General features: G+C 43.4%; 16 protein-coding genes and 1 other annotated feature. Of the genes, 10 read left to right on the top strand and 6 right to left on the bottom strand.

Translation table 11 applies throughout. The annotated features are described in order from the left end of the window. Window positions 1-102 precede the first annotated feature (102 nt). Entirely contained in the window at window positions 103-1,503 is a 1,401-nt protein-coding gene (locus IGK14_RS14215) for a glycoside hydrolase family 1 protein (protein WP_010749124.1), read from the top strand. A 2-nt stretch (window positions 1,504-1,505) separates the two neighbouring features. Continuing rightward, the gene (celB, locus tag IGK14_RS14210; protein WP_010749125.1) at window positions 1,506-2,846 is read left to right on the top strand and encodes a PTS cellobiose transporter subunit IIC; all 1,341 of its coding nucleotides are present in this window, start codon (window positions 1,506-1,508) and stop codon (window positions 2,844-2,846) included. 80 nt (window positions 2,847-2,926) lie between these two features. Here the strand turns inward: celB and IGK14_RS14205 are convergent, their stop codons facing one another. The 5 genes from IGK14_RS14205 to mvk form a co-directional block, all read right to left on the bottom strand. Beyond that, window positions 2,927-4,849, bottom strand: coding sequence for a heavy metal translocating P-type ATPase (locus tag IGK14_RS14205; RefSeq protein ID WP_010749126.1), 1,923 nt, complete (start codon window positions 4,847-4,849; stop codon window positions 2,927-2,929). A 294-nt stretch (window positions 4,850-5,143) separates the two neighbouring features. Then, window positions 5,144-6,184, bottom strand: coding sequence for a type 2 isopentenyl-diphosphate Delta-isomerase (fni, locus tag IGK14_RS14200; protein WP_010749127.1), 1,041 nt, complete (start codon window positions 6,182-6,184; stop codon window positions 5,144-5,146). Further along, window positions 6,181-7,263, bottom strand: a complete 1,083-nt coding sequence (locus tag IGK14_RS14195) for a phosphomevalonate kinase (protein ID WP_428210809.1) — start codon at window positions 7,261-7,263, stop codon at window positions 6,181-6,183. Before IGK14_RS14195 ends, fni begins: the two co-directional genes overlap by 4 nt. A 36-nt stretch (window positions 7,264-7,299) precedes the next feature. Then, window positions 7,300-8,298 (bottom strand): diphosphomevalonate decarboxylase, encoded by a 999-nt coding sequence (gene mvaD / locus IGK14_RS14190; protein WP_005228088.1) that lies wholly within the window; start codon window positions 8,296-8,298, stop codon window positions 7,300-7,302. After that, a complete protein-coding gene (gene mvk, locus IGK14_RS14185) occupies window positions 8,291-9,223 on the bottom strand; it encodes a mevalonate kinase (protein WP_010749129.1) in 933 nt (310 codons plus the stop codon). Before mvk ends, mvaD begins: the two co-directional genes overlap by 8 nt. Before the next feature lie 305 nt (window positions 9,224-9,528). Between mvk and IGK14_RS14180 the strand changes: the two genes are divergently transcribed. Next, window positions 9,529-10,173 (top strand): deoxynucleoside kinase, encoded by a 645-nt coding sequence (locus tag IGK14_RS14180; protein ID WP_010749130.1) that lies wholly within the window; start codon window positions 9,529-9,531, stop codon window positions 10,171-10,173. 89 nt (window positions 10,174-10,262) lie between these two features. Further along, complete coding sequence (locus tag IGK14_RS14175) at window positions 10,263-11,168, top strand: magnesium transporter CorA family protein (RefSeq protein WP_010749131.1); 906 nt, start codon at window positions 10,263-10,265, stop codon at window positions 11,166-11,168. Here IGK14_RS14175 and IGK14_RS14170 read toward each other — a convergent pair. After that, a complete protein-coding gene (locus tag IGK14_RS14170; RefSeq protein ID WP_010749132.1) occupies window positions 11,165-11,800 on the bottom strand; it encodes a pentapeptide repeat-containing protein in 636 nt (211 codons plus the stop codon). The genes IGK14_RS14175 and IGK14_RS14170 overlap by 4 nt on opposite strands. Before the next feature lie 334 nt (window positions 11,801-12,134). On the opposite strand from IGK14_RS14170, the gene nox reads away from it, so the two are divergent. From nox to IGK14_RS14140, 6 genes are all read left to right on the top strand, one after another. After that, window positions 12,135-13,469: a H2O-forming NADH oxidase gene (nox, locus tag IGK14_RS14165; protein ID WP_005228102.1), complete on the top strand. Its 1,335-nt coding sequence runs from the start codon at window positions 12,135-12,137 to the stop codon at window positions 13,467-13,469. A 99-nt stretch (window positions 13,470-13,568) separates the two neighbouring features. Then, window positions 13,569-13,692 (top strand) — a sequence feature (ribosomal protein L20 leader region). Window positions 13,693-13,739: 47 nt separating this feature from the next. Next, complete coding sequence (gene infC / locus IGK14_RS14160) at window positions 13,740-14,261, top strand: translation initiation factor IF-3 (RefSeq protein ID WP_005228103.1); 522 nt, start codon at window positions 13,740-13,742, stop codon at window positions 14,259-14,261. A gap of 60 nt (window positions 14,262-14,321) precedes the next feature. Beyond that, complete coding sequence (rpmI, locus tag IGK14_RS14155; RefSeq protein ID WP_003128650.1) at window positions 14,322-14,522, top strand: 50S ribosomal protein L35; 201 nt, start codon at window positions 14,322-14,324, stop codon at window positions 14,520-14,522. Window positions 14,523-14,585: 63 nt separating this feature from the next. After that, window positions 14,586-14,945 carry a 50S ribosomal protein L20 gene (rplT, locus tag IGK14_RS14150; RefSeq protein ID WP_143112441.1) on the top strand — a complete coding sequence of 120 codons (360 nt, stop codon included), beginning with the start codon at window positions 14,586-14,588 and terminating at the stop codon, window positions 14,943-14,945. 202 nt (window positions 14,946-15,147) lie between these two features. Next, window positions 15,148-15,600 (top strand): IS200/IS605 family transposase, encoded by a 453-nt coding sequence (gene tnpA, locus IGK14_RS14145; protein ID WP_010750015.1) that lies wholly within the window; start codon window positions 15,148-15,150, stop codon window positions 15,598-15,600. A 267-nt stretch (window positions 15,601-15,867) separates the two neighbouring features. Beyond that, the gene (locus IGK14_RS14140) at window positions 15,868-17,487 is read left to right on the top strand and encodes an ABC transporter ATP-binding protein (RefSeq protein WP_010750014.1); all 1,620 of its coding nucleotides are present in this window, start codon (window positions 15,868-15,870) and stop codon (window positions 17,485-17,487) included. The last annotated feature ends 12 nt before the right edge of the window (window positions 17,488-17,499 follow it).

Raw genomic sequence — 17,499 nt, 5'->3', positions numbered from 1 at the left:
CGTTACCGCGAAAAATAAGAGATAATTCAGAATATTGTCTTTGCTATGCAAGCAATAATTCTAAGATGTCAAACGCATCTTATTTAGGATAAGGAGTACGATATGAAACAAACATTTCCAACCGATTTTTTGTGGGGAGCATCGATTTCCGCGCACCAAACCGAAGGGGCGTATCAAACCGACGGTAAGGGACTGAGTGTCCAAGATACTCGTCCAAGAGACAACCATGAGATCGCAGATTTTACAGTGGCTGTCGACCATTACCACAAGTACAAAGAGGATATCGCCTTGTTAGCAGAAATGGGGATCAAAATTTTCCGCTTTTCGATCGCTTGGTCGCGAATTTTCCCAGAAGGGCGCGGTACTATTAATCAAAAAGGCTTGGATCATTACAGCGATGTCATTGATGAATTGCTGAAACACGGGATTCAGCCCTTTGTGACGCTGAACCATTTTGACTTGCCGCAAGCATTGGAAGAAGAAGGCGGCTGGACAAAACGCAGCACCGTTGAGGCATTTGCCGCATATGCCAAAACGCTGTTTACAGCCTATGGGGATCGAGTGACGCATTGGCTGACGATCAATGAACCAAATATCATGCTGCTGGTGGATCAAAAAATATTAGGGAAAAAGATTCCATTATCAGAAAAATACCAGCAATTTCATCACCTGATGATCGCTGAAAAATATGCCTTCGAAGCGTGTCATGAAATCGTTCCAAATGGCAAAATCGGACCGGTGCCGAATATTTCGTTGGTCTATGCGGCGACTAGTCGACCAGAAGACAACCAAGCAGCGTTGTACTTCAACAGTGTCCGGAACTGGGCTTACCTTGATTTTGCCTGCTTCGGTCGTTACAACACGGTCTTTCAAGATTATTTGAACCAAAACGGGCTCACGATTGACTTTGGTCCGGAGGATGAGGCGTTGATGAAACGGGCGCTGCCTGACTTTGTCGCGATGAACTTCTACACCACAGTGACAGTGGAGCAGCCGACGGAAGCCGGGGATATGAAAAACGGTATCAGCGATCAGCAAAGTGAAGACATTATGGAGCGTGGTTTTTACAAAGGGTTCACCAATACGTTCTTGAAGAAAAATGCCTTCAATTGGACCATCGATCCCTTGGGGCTGAAAACGACGTTGCAGACTCTTTATGATCGTTACTACTTGCCGATCATCATTACCGAAAACGGCTTAGGGGCAGAAGATCATCTAGAAGCAGATGGCACGGTTCATGATCCGTACCGTATCGATTATTTGTCGCAGCATATCAGCCAATGCTTAGCCGCGATCAATGCTGGGGTGGATCTGATCGGATACAGTCCGTGGTCTGCCATTGATTTGATCAGTGTACATGAGGGGATTCGAAAACGGTATGGCTTCATTTACGTGGATCGCAATGATGCACAGGAAAAAGAACAAAAACGAGTGAGAAAAGACAGCTTTTATTGGTATCAAAAGCTGATTGAAGAAGGGGCGATCCCTTCGTTGGAGGAGTAACGATGACAAGTGTTTTTACCTTTTTAGAAACGCGTTTGATGCCGCCTTTGAATAAGTTGGCGAATTTACGCTTTATTCGCGCAATCATGCAAGCAGGGATCATTACGGTCCCTTTTACGATCGTCGGATCGATCTTTTTGATCATCAATAATTTACCGCAGATCATTCCACCACTGGCTGGCTTTTTCGAACAAACGATTTTACGATTTTCACCGCTTTATAGTGTCGTGACCACGATGTCTGTCGGCTCGATTGCTGTTTTTTATTGTTTAGCAACAGGGTATTATTTAACTGAGATTTATCATAAAGAAGATCATTTGACTATGAGCAGTTTTGTAGGGGCGTTATTAAGCTTGTTTGCCTTTTTAATGACGATCGTCCAAGTCGATATCACAGATGGTGCAGCTCAATTGCTGCAGTCAGAAAGCGAAACTGCCATTGTTTACAATGGAATCGCCATAGGCGGTTGGATCACACGCTTTAGCGGGGTAGGCATCTTTATTGGGATCATCACCGCAGTGCTTGCTACGGCGGTCTATCGTTTTTGTGTAAGAAGAAAGATCACCATCCAGATGCCTGAAGGAGTTCCCGATGGAGTCAGCAAGGCATTTGCGTCATTGATCCCAGCGATTTTGATCGCCTTTTTGATGGTGGCGATCAACGGGGTACTGGCGGTTTTCCACACGGATCTTCACGGATTGCTGTCCAAACCATTTGAATTCGTGAAAGAGTTGACGGGTTCTTGGTTAGGAATCATCGTGATTATGCTCCTTATCCATCTCTTATGGGCAGTGGGGGTTCATGGGACGGCTGTTATTAAAAATAGTTTCATCAATCCCATCCTGTTGGTGGCTCTAACAGAAAATATCGATGGTGCCAATAATATTTTTGCTGGGGATTTCGTGAACATGTATATTTTTATGGGCGGCGCAGGAAGTACGCTTGGATTGGTTTTATTGATGCTGTTTGTGGCAAAATCACAACAGCTCAAAGTCTTAGGAAAAGCAGCGATCTTACCAGGGCTTTTTAATATCAATGAACCAGTGATCTTCGGGGCACCGATCGTCTACAATCCGTATTTGATCATCCCCTTTATCATAACCCCTTTGATCAACGTCACGATTGCTTACTTTGCTAGCTCATTTGGCTTTGTCGATAAAGTCATTACTGGGATTCCTTGGATCTCGCCAGTCGGAATTGGGGCGTTTTTAGGAACCGGTGGTGATTTCCGAGCCATCCTGATCGCTTTGATCAACTTAGGGGTTTCCATTCTCTGCTATTATCCATTCTTTAAGATGTACGATGGCAAACTCTACACGGAACAACTTGCCAATCACGCATAAATAGGAAAAACAGCAAAACGCCCGTTGATGGACTTCTAGTGAAGTGCCAACAACGGGCGTTTTTCTAATGCAAGTAGTGATCACGTATGCAAAGACTGTTGATACAAGACGCAATCATCACAATCTTTGCGAGTTGGTTTGGCTTGCTGGGGTGTTTCTTTGTGTAATGGCAAAAGCATACGCAACCCGTTTAAGATAACTAAGATCGTGCTTCCTTCATGACCCACGACCCCTAGAGGCAGCGTGAGAAATTCAAGGAAGTTTGAAGCGATCAGCAACAAGATGACGCTGATAGAAAAGACGATGTTTTGTTTGATGATCCGCTGTAATTTTTTAGCCAAACGGTGACTGTCGACCAAGCGCAGCAAATCATTTTTCATCAAGACGATGTCCGCCACATCCATTGCGACGTCGGTTCCTTCGCCCATCGCGATCCCCACACTTGCGGTCGCTAAGGCGGGGGCATCATTGATCCCATCACCGACCATCGCATTGATTTTGTAGGTTTCTTTCATTTCTTTGATCCGAGTGGTTTTCTCATCAGGCAGGCAATCACTTTCGTAGTCAGACAAGCCGATTTCTGCTGCGATCACTTTAGCAGTACCTAAATGATCACCCGTCAGCATCGTCGTGTGAATCCCCTGCTCATTGAAGTAGGCAAGACTCTCACGAGCTTCAGGACGGGGCTGATCCAATAGCGCTAAATACCCTGCTAACACACGGTCACGATTGATATAAATCAAGGTTTTTCCAGCTGCTTTCAATTCGTGGATGCGGGTTTGCTCACTGGCAGCAACAGAGGTTAGATCGACTTCTTTTCCAATCGTCCAATGGGCAGCTTGGTAAGTGGCGGCTAGACCGACCCCCGCTTGTTCTTCCACGGCTAATTCCAACGGCTTTTCATCATGAAAATACGCCAAGATCGCTTCAGCCAATGGGTGATTTGATTGTTTTTCCATCCCGACGATCAGTTGGGGAATAAAGGGTTCATCCAGCAACAGATGGACATCAGTGACAGCAGGTTTGCCGCGAGTCAGCGTTCCGGTTTTGTCAAAAGCGATCGCTTTTACATTGGCAAAGGCATCTAAGGCTTGTCCGCCTTTGCATAAAACGCCCAAACGAGCAGCGTGAGAAATAGCTGCTAAGGTCGCAGGAGTAGCAGAGGCGACTAAGGCACAAGGAGATGCCACCACCAGTAAAACCATACCGCGATAAAAGCTTTCTTGGAACCCCCAATTCGTGAAAAACGTACACAAAACGATCATTAGCGGGACGGCGATCAGGACGATCGGCACATAGATCCGTTCGATTTTCTCTATCAAGGTCGCCGTTTGACTTGGCATTTGCTGTGCTTCTTCCACCAATTGAATGATTTTTGCAAAGCGGGTGTTTTCACTCGTTTGAGTAACTTCAATGTACAATGGCTGCCCGAGGTTGATGGTTCCGCCAAAGACTTCACTGCCTAAACGTTTCTCGACAGGAATGGATTCGCCACTGATGGCCGCCTCATCAACGCTGCTGTTTCCTTGGATCACGATACCGTCGATCGGGATCGCACTGCCTTTTGCCACCATAATCGTATCTTTTAACTGAAGGGCTTCTACTGGTACTTCGACGAGCTCGCCACTTTCAATCATTTTTAAGGCAGTCGTTGGTTGCAGTGCCATTAATGAACTGATTTCTCGCGTACTTTTGTTGGTCGTATATTCCTCAAGGGCACCGCTCAAACAAAAGATAAAGGTCAGCATCGCCCCTTCAAACCAATGACCAATGATACAGGCACCGATGGCGGCTAATGCCATCAATAGATCGACGTTCAACCGTTTGTCGTGCACCAATTCTTGCGTGCCTTCCCAGGTTTGTTTCCAACCACCAGCAAGAATCGCTAACAGATAAGGGACAAAGCTATAAGGAATGGAAAAAGATGCCATAAGAAAGCCAGTTGCCATCAAAAGCAAACAAGCGATCGTTGAAAAAACAGCCGACGATTCTGATTTACTCATAAGAAACGCCTCCTTTTGAATGTAGTCTAGGAATGAAAAACCGATCCTTTTCTCAAGAAATAATCGATTGTTCCTCCCTCAACTTGAGCATAGCACATTCGAAAACAAGATGGTAAAAAAACAACGTACCTGATAATGAAAGTGATTATCAAGTAGCGATTAAATAACGTTACTATCCAAATGATAAATGGAAACTTACTATTATAGAAAAAAGAACACAAAAAAAAGCAGTACAATAAAAAACGAATTGTACTGCTTTTACTTATTTGATGTGGTAGTCAGCGATTGGATCGCTTAACGCAAACTATACTTTGCTAAGGGAATCTGACGTGCTTCACACCACTCTTTGACAGCACCAGAAAAAATCAGCTGAACCTTGGTAAGGTCTTTGGTGCTTGTCTGTCCTGCCATTGTGTAGAGCAGCTGCAGCTGTTCCTTCCATGATTGTAAGGTGGCGATGGTTTCTTCTTTGCCTTTTGACAAAAGCAGCACGAGGATCGTGGCGGATAGTCCTACGCTATCGGCACCAAGGCAAAGTGCTTTGAAGATATCGTAAGCATCCCGAACCCCGCCTGAAGCGATGCGGGTAAAGGGCTGTTGGATCTCATTTGCTTCCAGCAAGGAAATCACGGTGGATTGACCAAAGGTGTCTAAATACGCCAATTCACGTTTTTTTCGACGAGCATTTTCGATTTGAGTAAAACTTGTGCCGCCGCTGCCAGCAACATCAATCGTTTGTACGCCGATCGCCAGTAACTGCTGGATCGTTTCACGGGACATCCCAAAGCCGACCTCTTTTACGACAACCGGAACGGCAACAGAAGCCATCGTTTTTTCCAATAAGGACAGCCATTGGCTGAATTGACGATCGCCTTCTGGCATCACTAATTCTTGCGGTGCATTCAGATGGATCTGCAAGGCATCGGCATCAAAGAGCTCCACTGCCCGCTGTGCATTTTCAACGGGACTGCCCGCGCCAATATTGGCTAATAAGAAGCCGTCAGGATTGGCTTTACGGACGATACGGAAAGAATCGGCGACACTTGGGTCTTTTAAGGCAGCCGAAACTGAGCCGGTTGCCATCATCAACTCACAGGCTTGTGCGATCTCTGCTAACTCTTGATTGATTTTTAAGGTTTTTTCACTGCCGCCGGTCATGGCATTAATGAAAAAAGGGCTGGAAAATGAGCGGTCAAAGACAGTCGTCGCAATTGACACATCAGCCACGTCAATTTGTGGAAACGACTGGTGAACCAAGCGAACTGCATCAAAATCGTTGCTGTGTTCTTTATGGAACGCTTTTGCTAAGGAAACATGTTCATCTTTTCGATTCATGATAGGTCCTCCCGGTAATGGTAAACATGCAGCGGCAAGGGGGTGATCTCGGCTTTTTCCCACGCACTCATCAATGGTAAAATACCGGTTTTTTGGTCAACGATCACGATGCCGCAATCGCCGCCGCCGGCACCGGAAGATTTGGCTGCACCACAATAATTTTCTGCTAGATCACAGAGCTTTTTAAGTGCTGGAGTTTCAATCGGCACACCAGTCAGTGCGGACAACTCCCGCAGGAGCTTTCGATTTTCCATGATCATTTTTTTGATCGTGCGACTGTCTTCATTTAAGAAGCCGTCGATCAATCGATTGACGCAGTCTTTGCTGGCTGCTAAAAAGGCCGCATAGGCGTTTTCTTTTTCTTCTTTGGATTGATAGACTTGATCCACTAAATCAGAGGTGGAGGCAGGAGAGCCTGTCCAGCCAATCAGCAGTCGAAGAGATTTCGGAACCGTCAAGGGACGGATCGATAATCCTGGCCAATCGAAAGCGATCAATTCTGTTAAGGTATGGTCTTTTTGTTTGGTTAAGACCCAGTCGTGATCGAAGGTTGAAAAAGCGATCCAGCCGCCATAGCAAGAGGCCGCAATATCACCGCACGACCCATTGCCTTGAACAGCGAGATGGGCAAGAGCCGCAATTTTGAATTGGGTCAACCGATCCATTTCCATTTGATAGTACAGATTCAATGCTTTGACCGTGGCAACAGTCACGGCACCGCTGGAACCGAGGCCATATTTGCGACCATTCGAGTTATCCAGTTCACTGGTCACTTTTAAATCGTAAAAGGAAAGGGGAATGCCTTTTTCTTGGGCATATTTTTCCGTCAGACGAATGGCTGCCAAAATATAGTGGAACGGGTTATCCCGGTGGTCTAAGACTAATTCGCCTTTGCGACGGGTCCAGCGAATCGGCAGGTCGCTGTATTGGGCAGACTGGATGCTGCCATTTTTACGGGCCTCTTCAACAGTGACCGTGATAAATTGGTCAACGGCAACGATGATTGCAGGATGACCTGGTTCGACAACGGCGTATTCACCAGCAATAAATAGTTTTCCAGGAACGGATAGTTCAATCATTTCGACACTCCTAATCGATGGCTTCTTAATGGCTTCTTAGTTGATGGGGGAAGATTCTTCCACCGGTAAAAAGGCTAATCCTTTGCCCGCATGAGCAGTTACTAATTGTTCTGAGGCAAAGTGAGCACTTAATTCACGTAAAATCGTTTGTTCTTCTTGTTTTTGGCATAAAACTTTGACATTGGGACCAGCATCCATCGTGAAATAGCAAGCCAATCCTTTTTTTCGCAGCATTCGGACACATTCCATAGCTCGTAAAGATTCAGAAGACCAATAAGTAAAAGGTGGTTCGGCGGCTAAGGTCGTTCCATGCATTTTCAAGGCGTTGGCCTCGGTCGTTTCACCTAAAGCAGTAAAGTCTTTTTCGGCAATCGCTTGTTTCATTTTCACGAGATCGCTCGCAGTGGCAGAAAGCCAGCCTGGATAAAAGCTCGATGTTTCAACGGTTCGGCGCATGCCCTCACGACTGGAGACTTCTTTGGCTTGTGCGTTGATCAAAATAAAGATCATACTCAATTCTTCTTCCCAGCCATTCGACGGCACTTGGGTGGCAAAAGAAGTCTCATCGGTGCCTTGATGCCATTCAGCAAAGCCGCCGTAGATACTCCGACAAGCCGAACCAGAACCGCGACGGGCCAAACGGGATAACGCTTGCTCCGACAAGTTTAAGTCCAGTGCTTCACTACAGGCACCCGCCAATGCCGCTAATCCGCTGGCAGAAGAGGCAAGTCCAGCAGCGGTTGGGACGAAGTTTTGACTTTCCACCGTGGCATACCACGGGCAGTCCGCTTTTTTTCGTACCAGATCCAAAAAGTCCGCAACTTTTTTGGTGGCAGCGTCTGTTTGCACCACACCATCCAATGTAAAGCGATCCTGTGTAAAATCGGGTGAAAAAGCCACCGTTGTTTCTGTGTAAAAAGCATCGAGGGTCAGGGACAAACTATTGTTCATCGGTAAAATGAAGGTTTCGTCTTGTTTTCCCCAATACTTGATCAATGCGATATTCGTGTAGGCACGAGCCTTTCCCTTATACATGTTCATAAACTCCTAATCCTTGTATCCATGCCGCACGAGCGCCATCGGACAATAAAATACGGCTGATGTTCTCAGCCTGTTCCTTCGTTTTGGTTAGTGCGATCATACAGCCGCCTCGGCCCCCGCCGGTCAGCTTCGCCCCATAAGCCCCGTGTGCCAATGCTGAGGAAACCAACTGATCCAGTTGCTGATTGCTGACCCCTAACTGCTGCAGTGCCTGATGGGCATTGTTCATGCTTTCGCCTAATATTTCTAATTGATTGGCTATAATTGCCTCTTTGGCTCTTTTGGTTTCGATCCCTAAACGCTGGATCGCTTGACTGGCCAGCTGCTTGCTGGTTTCAAAAAGATGGGCGACACTTTTGACAGCTTCTCTCGTTTGCCCTTTGATGCCAGTATCAGCGACGAGCAAATAACCGTCGATCGTGAGGGGAAACGAAGTGATGGGATGCCCTTTGATAAAGTAAATGGCATCCGTCCCACTAGCTGCTGCAGCATCGATCCCGCTAGGATTGCCGTGAGCGATTTTTTCAGAAAAGTTGACATAGGTCATCAATTCTTCTTTTGTAAAATCTTTTTTGATCCAATCAAAAAAAGCGCGAGTCAGTGCAACAGCGACCGCCGCGCTAGAACCCATTCCCCGTTCAGAAGGGATGGTGCTGACGATGGAGGTTGCAAAAGGACCCGTGTGGAAATCTTGTTGCAGACGATGCAGCAAGTCTTTGACATTTTTTAAGTGGCTGGGGACTTCTTCAAGCAGACCGTGATAGTAACTTGAAATCAAGGTGTTTTTTTCATTTGCTGTGATCTCGACTTGTACTTTTGCTCCCGCAAAAGGGAAAGCAATTGCTGGTTCACCGTAAACAACTGAATGTTCACCCATTAAGATGATTTTTCCTGTAGCTATGCCAGTACCAATTGACATTATTTTCCTCATTTCTTTAGGGAGCTTACCCCACATGATTCATTTATCGTTTGTCAGTCAATTGTAACTATCTCCTGACAAAAACACAATTTAATTAAAGATCCTTTCCTATTTTACTAGAAGAAGGCTCTTTCGTTAAGCATTCCGTATGAGATTTCAAAAAAAAGCAAAAATCTTTAAACTTTTATTGAAAAACTTCTTGATTTGTGCTTCAAAAGTTTCAGTTGACGGCACAAGATATAGTATTGTATAGTTGATATCGCAAATGCAACATACAATATTTAGTGATGAGTGAGTTGGGGGATATGAGCGTGATCGTATTAGCAGGAACGATTGGTGCCGGTAAATCAAGTTTGACCGCATTGATCGCCAATCATTTTGGCAGTCAAGCCTTTTATGAATCGATCGATGACAATGAAGTGTTACCATTATTTTATGCAGATCCAAATAAATATGCGTTTTTACTGCAAATCTATTTCTTAAATAAACGATTTGAAAGTATCAAGCAAGCTATGAAAGACGACAATAACGTCTTGGACCGTTCCATTTATGAGGATTCACTGTTGTTCCATTTAAATGCGGACCTTGGGCGAGCAACCGATACCGAAGTCAAAGTCTATGATGAATTGTTAGCCAATATGTTGGAAGAGCTGCCGTATGCAGCCCACAAAAAGCATCCAGATCTTTTGGTGCATATTCGCGTTTCTTTTGAAACGATGTTGGAGCGTATTGAAAAACGCGGACGGGAATACGAACAATTGACCTTTGATCCTTCGTTATACGACTACTACAAAGAGTTGAACAAACGCTACGATCAATGGTACGAAGAGTACAATGAGAGTCCAAAGATCCAGATCGATGGCGATCAATTCAATTTTGTCGAAGACCCGCAAGCGGCACAGGCCGTTTTAACAATGGTGGAAGATGCTTTGAAAGACGCCCGCAAATAGCAATGGCCGATACAGCCAGAAAAGTCCTTTGATTGGGCTTCTGGCTGTTTTCTTTTATAATAGAAGAAAGCAAGAGTGGAGGATGGACTGTGGAAAACAAACATGTCTTTTATGATGGAAACTATGAATGGATTCAAGTCGACCAGCAAGACGCAAAAAGCGTGATGGCACTACAAAAACAATATCATCTGTCGGATGAGATGCTTACGTATTCTCTAGATAAAAACGAACGCGCACGAGTCGAATACGATGCCGAAGAAGAAGCATTGCTGCTGGTTTTCAACGTACCTCAGCAAGAAAAGCGAGACAATCATTTTGAGACCAGCCCAATGACGTTTATTTTAAAAAAGAAGCAGATCTTTACTTTTGCCTCCCATGATACCCGTTATGTGATTCCGATGATGGAGCGCTTGATCCTGCAAAAGCCGCAGCAAACACCGCTTCACTTTTTGTTTCAAAGCTTATTCTTGATTTCAGGCACGTTTTTTCCGCTAGTCGAAGAAGTCAATAGTGACCGGATTCGCTTGAATCAGCGACTACGGGAAAAAACCACCAATAAAAACCTGCTGCAAATGTCCGATTTGGAAGTTGGTTTAGTCTTTTTAGTGTCTGCCACGAAACAAAATGCGGTCCTCTTGGAGCAGATCAAAGCGTTATCCATTTATCGCTTGATGGATGATGACGAGCGGGAACAGCTGGATGATGCCTTGATCGAAGCCAAACAGGCAGTGGAAATGACGTTGCTGGCTTTTCAAATTTTAGAGCAACTATCTGGAACCTATAATAATCTGTTAAACAATAACTTGAATGATACCATGAAGTTTTTGACCGTTTGGTCCCTCTTATTGACTGTGCCTTCCATCGTCACCAGTTTCTTTGGCATGAACGTTCCGCTGCCTTTTACCAATAGTATTTTCGGTTGGGGGATTGCCTTATTGATCAGTTTAGTGTTATCCGTTTGGATGTTGATTGCTTTATGGCGCAGAATTCGTTAATCGATCACCAAACCTAGACCGGCGGCGATAACCAAGGCTTGTTCTTGATCGACCGTTAGCCCCCGCAATTGTTCAAAGGACAACGCGATCTTTTGAAATTGATTGGTCCGAAAATCTAAAGTTGCTAATTTTGTGTGAAACCAGTTGCTATTGTTCAACTGGTTTTCTTGTAACGTCAAGTGTTTCCAATCCATTTCATAAAACTCACTGTCGTTTAGTTGGCACTGACGAAACAGCATTGTCCGTAAATTGGTGTTGCTAAAAGAAGCAAAGTTCGCCACGCAATCTTCAAAGGTGCAGTCACGGAAATAGCTTTCCGCAAAATTGGTGCCAGTCAATTTACATTGTTTAAAGTGAACCCGATGAAAGCTGGCGCCAAAACATTCCAGATTAGAAAAATCGCAATTTTCAAAGAGAACGTTTTGGCATTCCCACTGACTCAAGCGTGTTTTTTGCATCGTCACTTTCTTGAAATGACATTGCTTCAAGATGAGATTTTTGCAAGCATCATAGCTATAGTCACCGCCTTCGAAGAAAGCACCTTCGAAAAGCAGTTCTTCTTCTAAATAAAAATCCTGTGGCTCTAATGCCGACAATAAGGGCGGTAGTGGCAATACGATTTTTTTCTTCATCAAGATCCCATCCTATCTGTTTTTTCTCTTCAGTATAACACGGCGAATCGCTGCCGCAACAGGTGCGAAAAAGCGGTAGAACATTGTGAATTTTATTCAATCGGTTTGCAGAATGCTTTTATAACAAGGAAAATCCTTAGGTTTAAATACATGATTTTTCACAATCTTTTTACTTGCAAGACGAAAATAATTTTGATATAGAAACTCAACCCGCTGAAAGTGACGTATATCAACGAAAAACTGTCATAAATTTTTAAAATCGCGAAAAAGTTGATAGTTTTCAAATTCACAAGCAAGCTATAATGACAATGTAAACAAAAGGAGGAAATTTTCCATGACAAAAACAGTTATTATCGGTGCAAACCACGCGGGGATTGCTGCTGCCAATACACTATTAGATAACTACAAAGACCAAGAGGTCGTAATGATCGACCGTAATACAAACTTAAGCTACCTAGGTTGTGGGACTGCTTTATGGGTTGGACGTCAAATCGATTCATACGAAGGCTTGTTCTATACAAAACGTGAAGATTTTGAAGCAAAAGGTGCAAAAATCCATATGGAAACAGTGGTTGACCATATCGATTTTGAGAAAAAAGAAGTGCACGCTGTAACCAATGACGGTGAAACGATCGTTGAATCTTATGATAAAGTTGTCATCGCAACTGGTTCTGTACCGATTTCACCAAAAGTACCTGGACGTGACTTGAAAAACATCCATTTCTTGAAAAAATTCCAAGACGGACAAACGGTTGATAAAGAGTTAGCATCAGAAGACGTGAAAAACGTTGCCGTTATCGGTGCTGGTTACATCGGTGTTGAAATTGCTGAAGCAGCAAAACGTCGTGGCAAAAATGTGTTGCTTTTTGATGCAGCAACACGGGCATTGCCAAACTACTACGACAAATGGTTTACAGAAGATATGGACAAAAACTTAGCTGACAATGGCATTGAATTGCATTTCGGTGAATTAGCACGTGAATACAAAGGAACAGAGAAAGTAGAAGCAGTTGTAACAGACAACGGCGAATACCCAGTTGATCTAGTGATCAACGCGATCGGTTTTTTACCAAACAACGAGCTAGGCAAAGATCATTTGGAATTGTTTGCTAACGGCGCGTACTTAGTGGACCGCCATCAACGGACAAGCGATGCAGATGTTTACGCAGTCGGTGACTGTGCAACGGTGTACTCAAATGCTTTGCAACAAACAACGTATATCGCATTAGCAACGAATGCCGTACGTTCAGGGATCGTCGCTGCCCATAATATCGGCGGAACGTCTCTAGAATCAACAGGTGTTCAAGGATCAAACGGGATTTCGATCTTCGGCTACAACATGGTTTCAACTGGCTTGTCAGTCGAAGCTGCCGAACGTAATGGCATGAAAGTGAAATACTCTGATTACGAAGATACCCAAAAACCAGGCTTCATGAAAGAAAATGCGACAGTTAAGATCCGCATCGTCTATGAAGAAGAAACACGCCGCATCGTTGGTGCACAAATGGCGTCACGTACATCTGAAATCGCAATGGGCATCCACATGTTCTCACTAGCGATCGAAGAAGGCGTAACGATCGACAAGATGAAGCTATTAGATATCTTCTTCTTGCCTCACTTCAACCAACCATACAACTACATCACGATGGCTGCATTGAAAGCAGAATAAGAAACACGAAAGTCGGAGCGTATGCTCCGGCTTTTTTTTGAAACAATCATGAAAACTGTTGACAATAAGAGAAAAAAGCAGTATACTATAAAAGTTGAGAAATAAAAGCAGAAGCACCCGCTTCTCGCCTGAGTGAAGATATCGCTGGGCAGAATAGGATTCCTACCATTTATTTGTGTGGAGTACGTGCGGGTTCGTGAAGAACTCGTTTTTTTATTGTCTGATTTCGAATCGACAAGCTTTTCTTTCTCTCAAAAAACTCGGAGGTGAATGACCATAGCAAAGGATATGATGGTAAACGACGGCATTCGTGCACGTGAATTGCGTTTGATTGATCAAAACGGCGAACAACTTGGTGTAAAGAGTAAAGCTGAAGCATTGCAAATTGCAGAACGAGCAAACCTTGATGTGGTATTGGTGGCACCAAATGCTAAGCCGCCAGTAGCAAGAATTATGGATTACGGGAAATTCCGCTTTGAGCAACAGAAAAAAGACCGTGAAGCTCGTAAGAAACAAAAAGTAATCAACATTAAAGAGGTTCGTTTAAGTCCAACGATCGACGTCAATGATTTCAACACAAAATTGCGTAATGCACGTAAATTCCTTGAAAAAGGGGACAAAGTGAAAGCTTCGATCCGTTTCAAAGGCCGTGCCATTACCCATAAAGAAATTGGTCAGAAAGTGTTAGATCGTTTGGCGGAAGAAACTGCTGATTTGGCAACTGTTGAGCAAAAGCCAAAAATGGATGGCCGCAGTATGTTCTTAGTATTAGCACCAAAAAACGATAAATAATGACTCACTGAGTTTCAGTTTAAAGTCAGATAACGAAAGATTTTGAGGAGGAAATTAGTTATGCCAAAACAAAAAACACACCGCGGATTAGCAAAACGCGTAAAACGCACTGGCGGCGGCGGATTGAAACGCTTCCGTGCCTTTACCAGTCACCGTTTCCACGGCAAAACAAAAAAACAACGTCGTCAATTGCGTAAAGCTTCAATGGTTTCAGCTGGCGATTACAAACGTATCCGTCAACAACTAGCACGCATGAAATAATTGCGTAACCCAAGCTTCACGTATACAAACAATTATCGATTTTCATATTAGGAGGAATTATACATGGCACGTGTTAAAGGTGGAACAGTAACTCGTAAACGTCGTAAAAAAGTGCTTAAATTAGCAAAAGGTTACTACGGTTCTAAACACACTCTATTTAAAACAGCAAAAGAACAAGTAATGAATTCATACAACTACGCATACCGCGATCGTCGTCAAAAGAAACGCGACTTCCGCAAATTGTGGATCGCTCGTATCAACGCAGCGGCTCGTATGAATGGCTTAAGCTACTCAAAATTGATGCACGGCTTGAAATTAGCTGAAATCGACATCAACCGCAAAATGTTAGCTGACTTGGCTGTAAACGATGCAGCAGCATTTACTGCATTAGCTGACCAAGCAAAAGACGCTTTAAACCAATAATCAATCGTTGGCAACAACGTTAGCCCCGCTCTTTGAGCGGGGTTTTTTGTTATTGACTTTAGTCAGTTTCGTTCGCGTAGCGTACGAAACAAAAAAACCGCGCGTTTCTACGCGTGGACGAAATAGCTTTAGCGATAAAAAACTCCTTTCGATATACTAATAGTGGCTACCAACCGCATATCAGATCGAAAGGAGTTTTTTTATGTCTAACGACGATAAAAGTTTAGCACATACCAGATGGAATTGTAAGTATCACATAGTCTTCACCCCGAAGTATCGACGAAAAGTGATTTATGGAAAGTTAAGAGTAAGTATTAATCAGATATTAAGAAAATTGTATGAGATGAAAGATGTTGAAATCATTGAAGCTCATGCCATGCCTGACCATATTCATATGTTAGTAAGAATACCACCAAAGATTAGTATTTCTAGTTTTATGGGCTACTTAAAAGGACGAAGTGCAACCTTAATCCATGAAAAACATGCGAATTTGAAATATAAGTATGGGAATAAAAGCTTTTGGTCCAAAGGATACTACGTGAGTACGGTTGGGTTAAATCAAAAAACAATTGAAAAATATATTCGAGAACAAGAAGCAGATGATCGAATAAGAGATAGTATAAGTAAACAAGAGTATGTAGATCCATTTAAATAGTTAAAGAGAGATAGGGCTGTGAGCGGTTGGTGGTCATTTAAAAAGCCCCTTTTAAGGGGCTAGCGAGTGGTGAGCCCTTCTAGGGCTGTTAAAAAGCCACCCGTTTCACGGGTGGATATTTACTTTTTCTCGATGACCGAAGAATGGTTTCTCACTATCTTTCATATGTTTCTTTCCATTAAGCGAAAAATAGATTATACTTTTGAAAGCGTTTGTTTTATTTATCTTACGATTTTTCCACGAACACTGCAGCAAAAGGAGCATACGATGGCAATTGATTTATGGCGGCATTTTAAAAAAGGATTGACGGTATATGTTGGGATTGGAATTGCGGTCTCATTTTTGAGTGCCGCGAATGTTTTTTATTTTCAAAAACTACTCGATTCATTTGGCAAGACACTTGATTGGCCAGTCGTTTTTATCTATGGGTTAACGCTAGTACTGGTACCGATTTTGTCCTATCTTGAGCAGAAACCAAAAACAACATTGCACAACAGCATGTATTTCTATCTCAAAGAACAAGCTTTAGTAAAAATCAGCAAGATTGCCTATTCCGAGTACTTGCAGATCGGCTCTGGAGCACTCTTACAGAAAACTGAAGCGGGAGCAGCGGCTGGCAGAAATATCCATTTGAATTTTTATGGACGCTTGTTTAAAGAATTGCTTCCCGAAACACTGTTTAACTTAGCTTTTATTGCTATGATCGATAAAAGATTGATTCCAGCGATCCTTGTGGGCTATCTAGTGGTGTTTATTGTGACCAATCTGCTTTTGAAAGTTTTACGCTCTCTCAAAGAACGTGCGCTAGTTTCAGAAGAAGCCATGAACAGCACCTTTATTCGCGGATTAACGGAAATGGTCACGTTTCGGATCAATAAGCGGTTTGAAAAAGAGATCGCACAATATAAAAACATGTCTGCTGACACAACAGAACGTTTGACAAAAATGACGATGATCCATGAGTTTTTCTTTGGTTTTTTTGCAGTTTTAGTCGCATTGATCAAAGTCGCAATTGTGGTACTGGCATTTACAAATCAGATTACGGTCAGTTTGGGCGGTTTAGCAGCACTGATTATTTATGTGGATCGAATCTACACGCCTGTTGCAATATTTAACGTGATTTTTGTTCAATACAACTTAGATAAAGTTGCCTTTGCACGGTTAAACGAATTTTTCTATCTGCCAGAGGACAAAGCATTAACACAAGGCGATGCATTGTCTGAGACCATCAACTGCATCACAGTTAAGGATCTATCCGTCACACTTCAAGAAAAGCAAATCTTAACCAATAGCACACTGGAGCTGAAGCGGGGAGCGATTTATGGGTTAGTAGGAGAAAGCGGCGCAGGAAAATCAACGCTGGTCAAAACGATTTTAGGCTTGTATCAGCCGACGACCGGTGCGATCCTGATCAATCACAAAAATTTAGCTGCTTACAACTTAAATGATTTCTATGAGCATATCTTTTATCTATCGCAAGATGCCCCAATCTTCCAAGGAACGCTGAAAGAGAATATTATTTTTGATAAGGAAATCGCAGACGAGGAAATCATAGCGGTATTAGAAAAATGTCAATTAGGCGCATTCTATCAGGCACTCAAGGGAGGACTGTCTGCTGAAATTGGAGAAAAAGGAGCCAACCTTTCTGGTGGGGAAAAACAGCGGATCGCTTTTGCCCGATTGTTTTTCACAAACGCAGAAGTCATTGTCCTTGATGAAGCCACATCTGCTTTAGACGAAACAACAGAAGAAAAGCTTTTTGCAGCGATCAAAGACCAATTGAAAAATAAACTAGTCATTATGATCACCCATCGCCCGAAAAATTTGATTTATGCGGATGAGATCATTGAGTTGAAAAAAACACAGGTTGTAGCGGCTTCATCATAAAAGCAGTTGCAC

The sequence above is a fragment of the Enterococcus sp. DIV0970a genome (genome assembly GCF_051711265.1).
Lineage (GTDB): Bacteria > Bacillota > Bacilli > Lactobacillales > Enterococcaceae > Enterococcus_D > Enterococcus_D casseliflavus.
The sequence above is the reverse complement of the archived record's forward strand: the minus strand, read 5'-3'. Positions and strand labels throughout refer to the sequence as shown.

Bases quoted from the DNA above. Each gene is read 5' to 3' on its own strand.
- IGK14_RS14205 (WP_010749126.1), bottom strand. From the start codon at position 4,849: ATGAGTAAATCAGAATCGTCGGCTGTTTTTTCAACGATCGCTTGTTTG.
- IGK14_RS14195 (WP_428210809.1), bottom strand. From the start codon at position 7,263: ATGATTGAACTATCCGTTCCTGGAAAACTATTTATTGCTGGTGAATAC.
- nox (WP_005228102.1), top strand. From the start codon at position 12,135: ATGACAAAAACAGTTATTATCGGTGCAAACCACGCGGGGATTGCTGCT.
- mvk (WP_010749129.1), bottom strand. From the start codon at position 9,223: ATGTCAATTGGTACTGGCATAGCTACAGGAAAAATCATCTTAATGGGT.
- fni (WP_010749127.1), bottom strand. From the start codon at position 6,184: ATGAATCGAAAAGATGAACATGTTTCCTTAGCAAAAGCGTTCCATAAA.
- IGK14_RS14215 (WP_010749124.1), top strand. From the start codon at position 103: ATGAAACAAACATTTCCAACCGATTTTTTGTGGGGAGCATCGATTTCC.
- IGK14_RS14140 (WP_010750014.1), top strand. From the start codon at position 15,868: ATGGCAATTGATTTATGGCGGCATTTTAAAAAAGGATTGACGGTATAT.
- IGK14_RS14180 (WP_010749130.1), top strand. From the start codon at position 9,529: ATGAGCGTGATCGTATTAGCAGGAACGATTGGTGCCGGTAAATCAAGT.
- tnpA (WP_010750015.1), top strand. From the start codon at position 15,148: ATGTCTAACGACGATAAAAGTTTAGCACATACCAGATGGAATTGTAAG.
- celB (WP_010749125.1), top strand. From the start codon at position 1,506: ATGACAAGTGTTTTTACCTTTTTAGAAACGCGTTTGATGCCGCCTTTG.
- IGK14_RS14170 (WP_010749132.1), bottom strand. From the start codon at position 11,800: ATGAAGAAAAAAATCGTATTGCCACTACCGCCCTTATTGTCGGCATTA.
- rpmI (WP_003128650.1), top strand. From the start codon at position 14,322: ATGCCAAAACAAAAAACACACCGCGGATTAGCAAAACGCGTAAAACGC.
- rplT (WP_143112441.1), top strand. From the start codon at position 14,586: ATGGCACGTGTTAAAGGTGGAACAGTAACTCGTAAACGTCGTAAAAAA.
- mvaD (WP_005228088.1), bottom strand. From the start codon at position 8,298: ATGTATAAGGGAAAGGCTCGTGCCTACACGAATATCGCATTGATCAAG.
- infC (WP_005228103.1), top strand. From the start codon at position 13,740: ATGACCATAGCAAAGGATATGATGGTAAACGACGGCATTCGTGCACGT.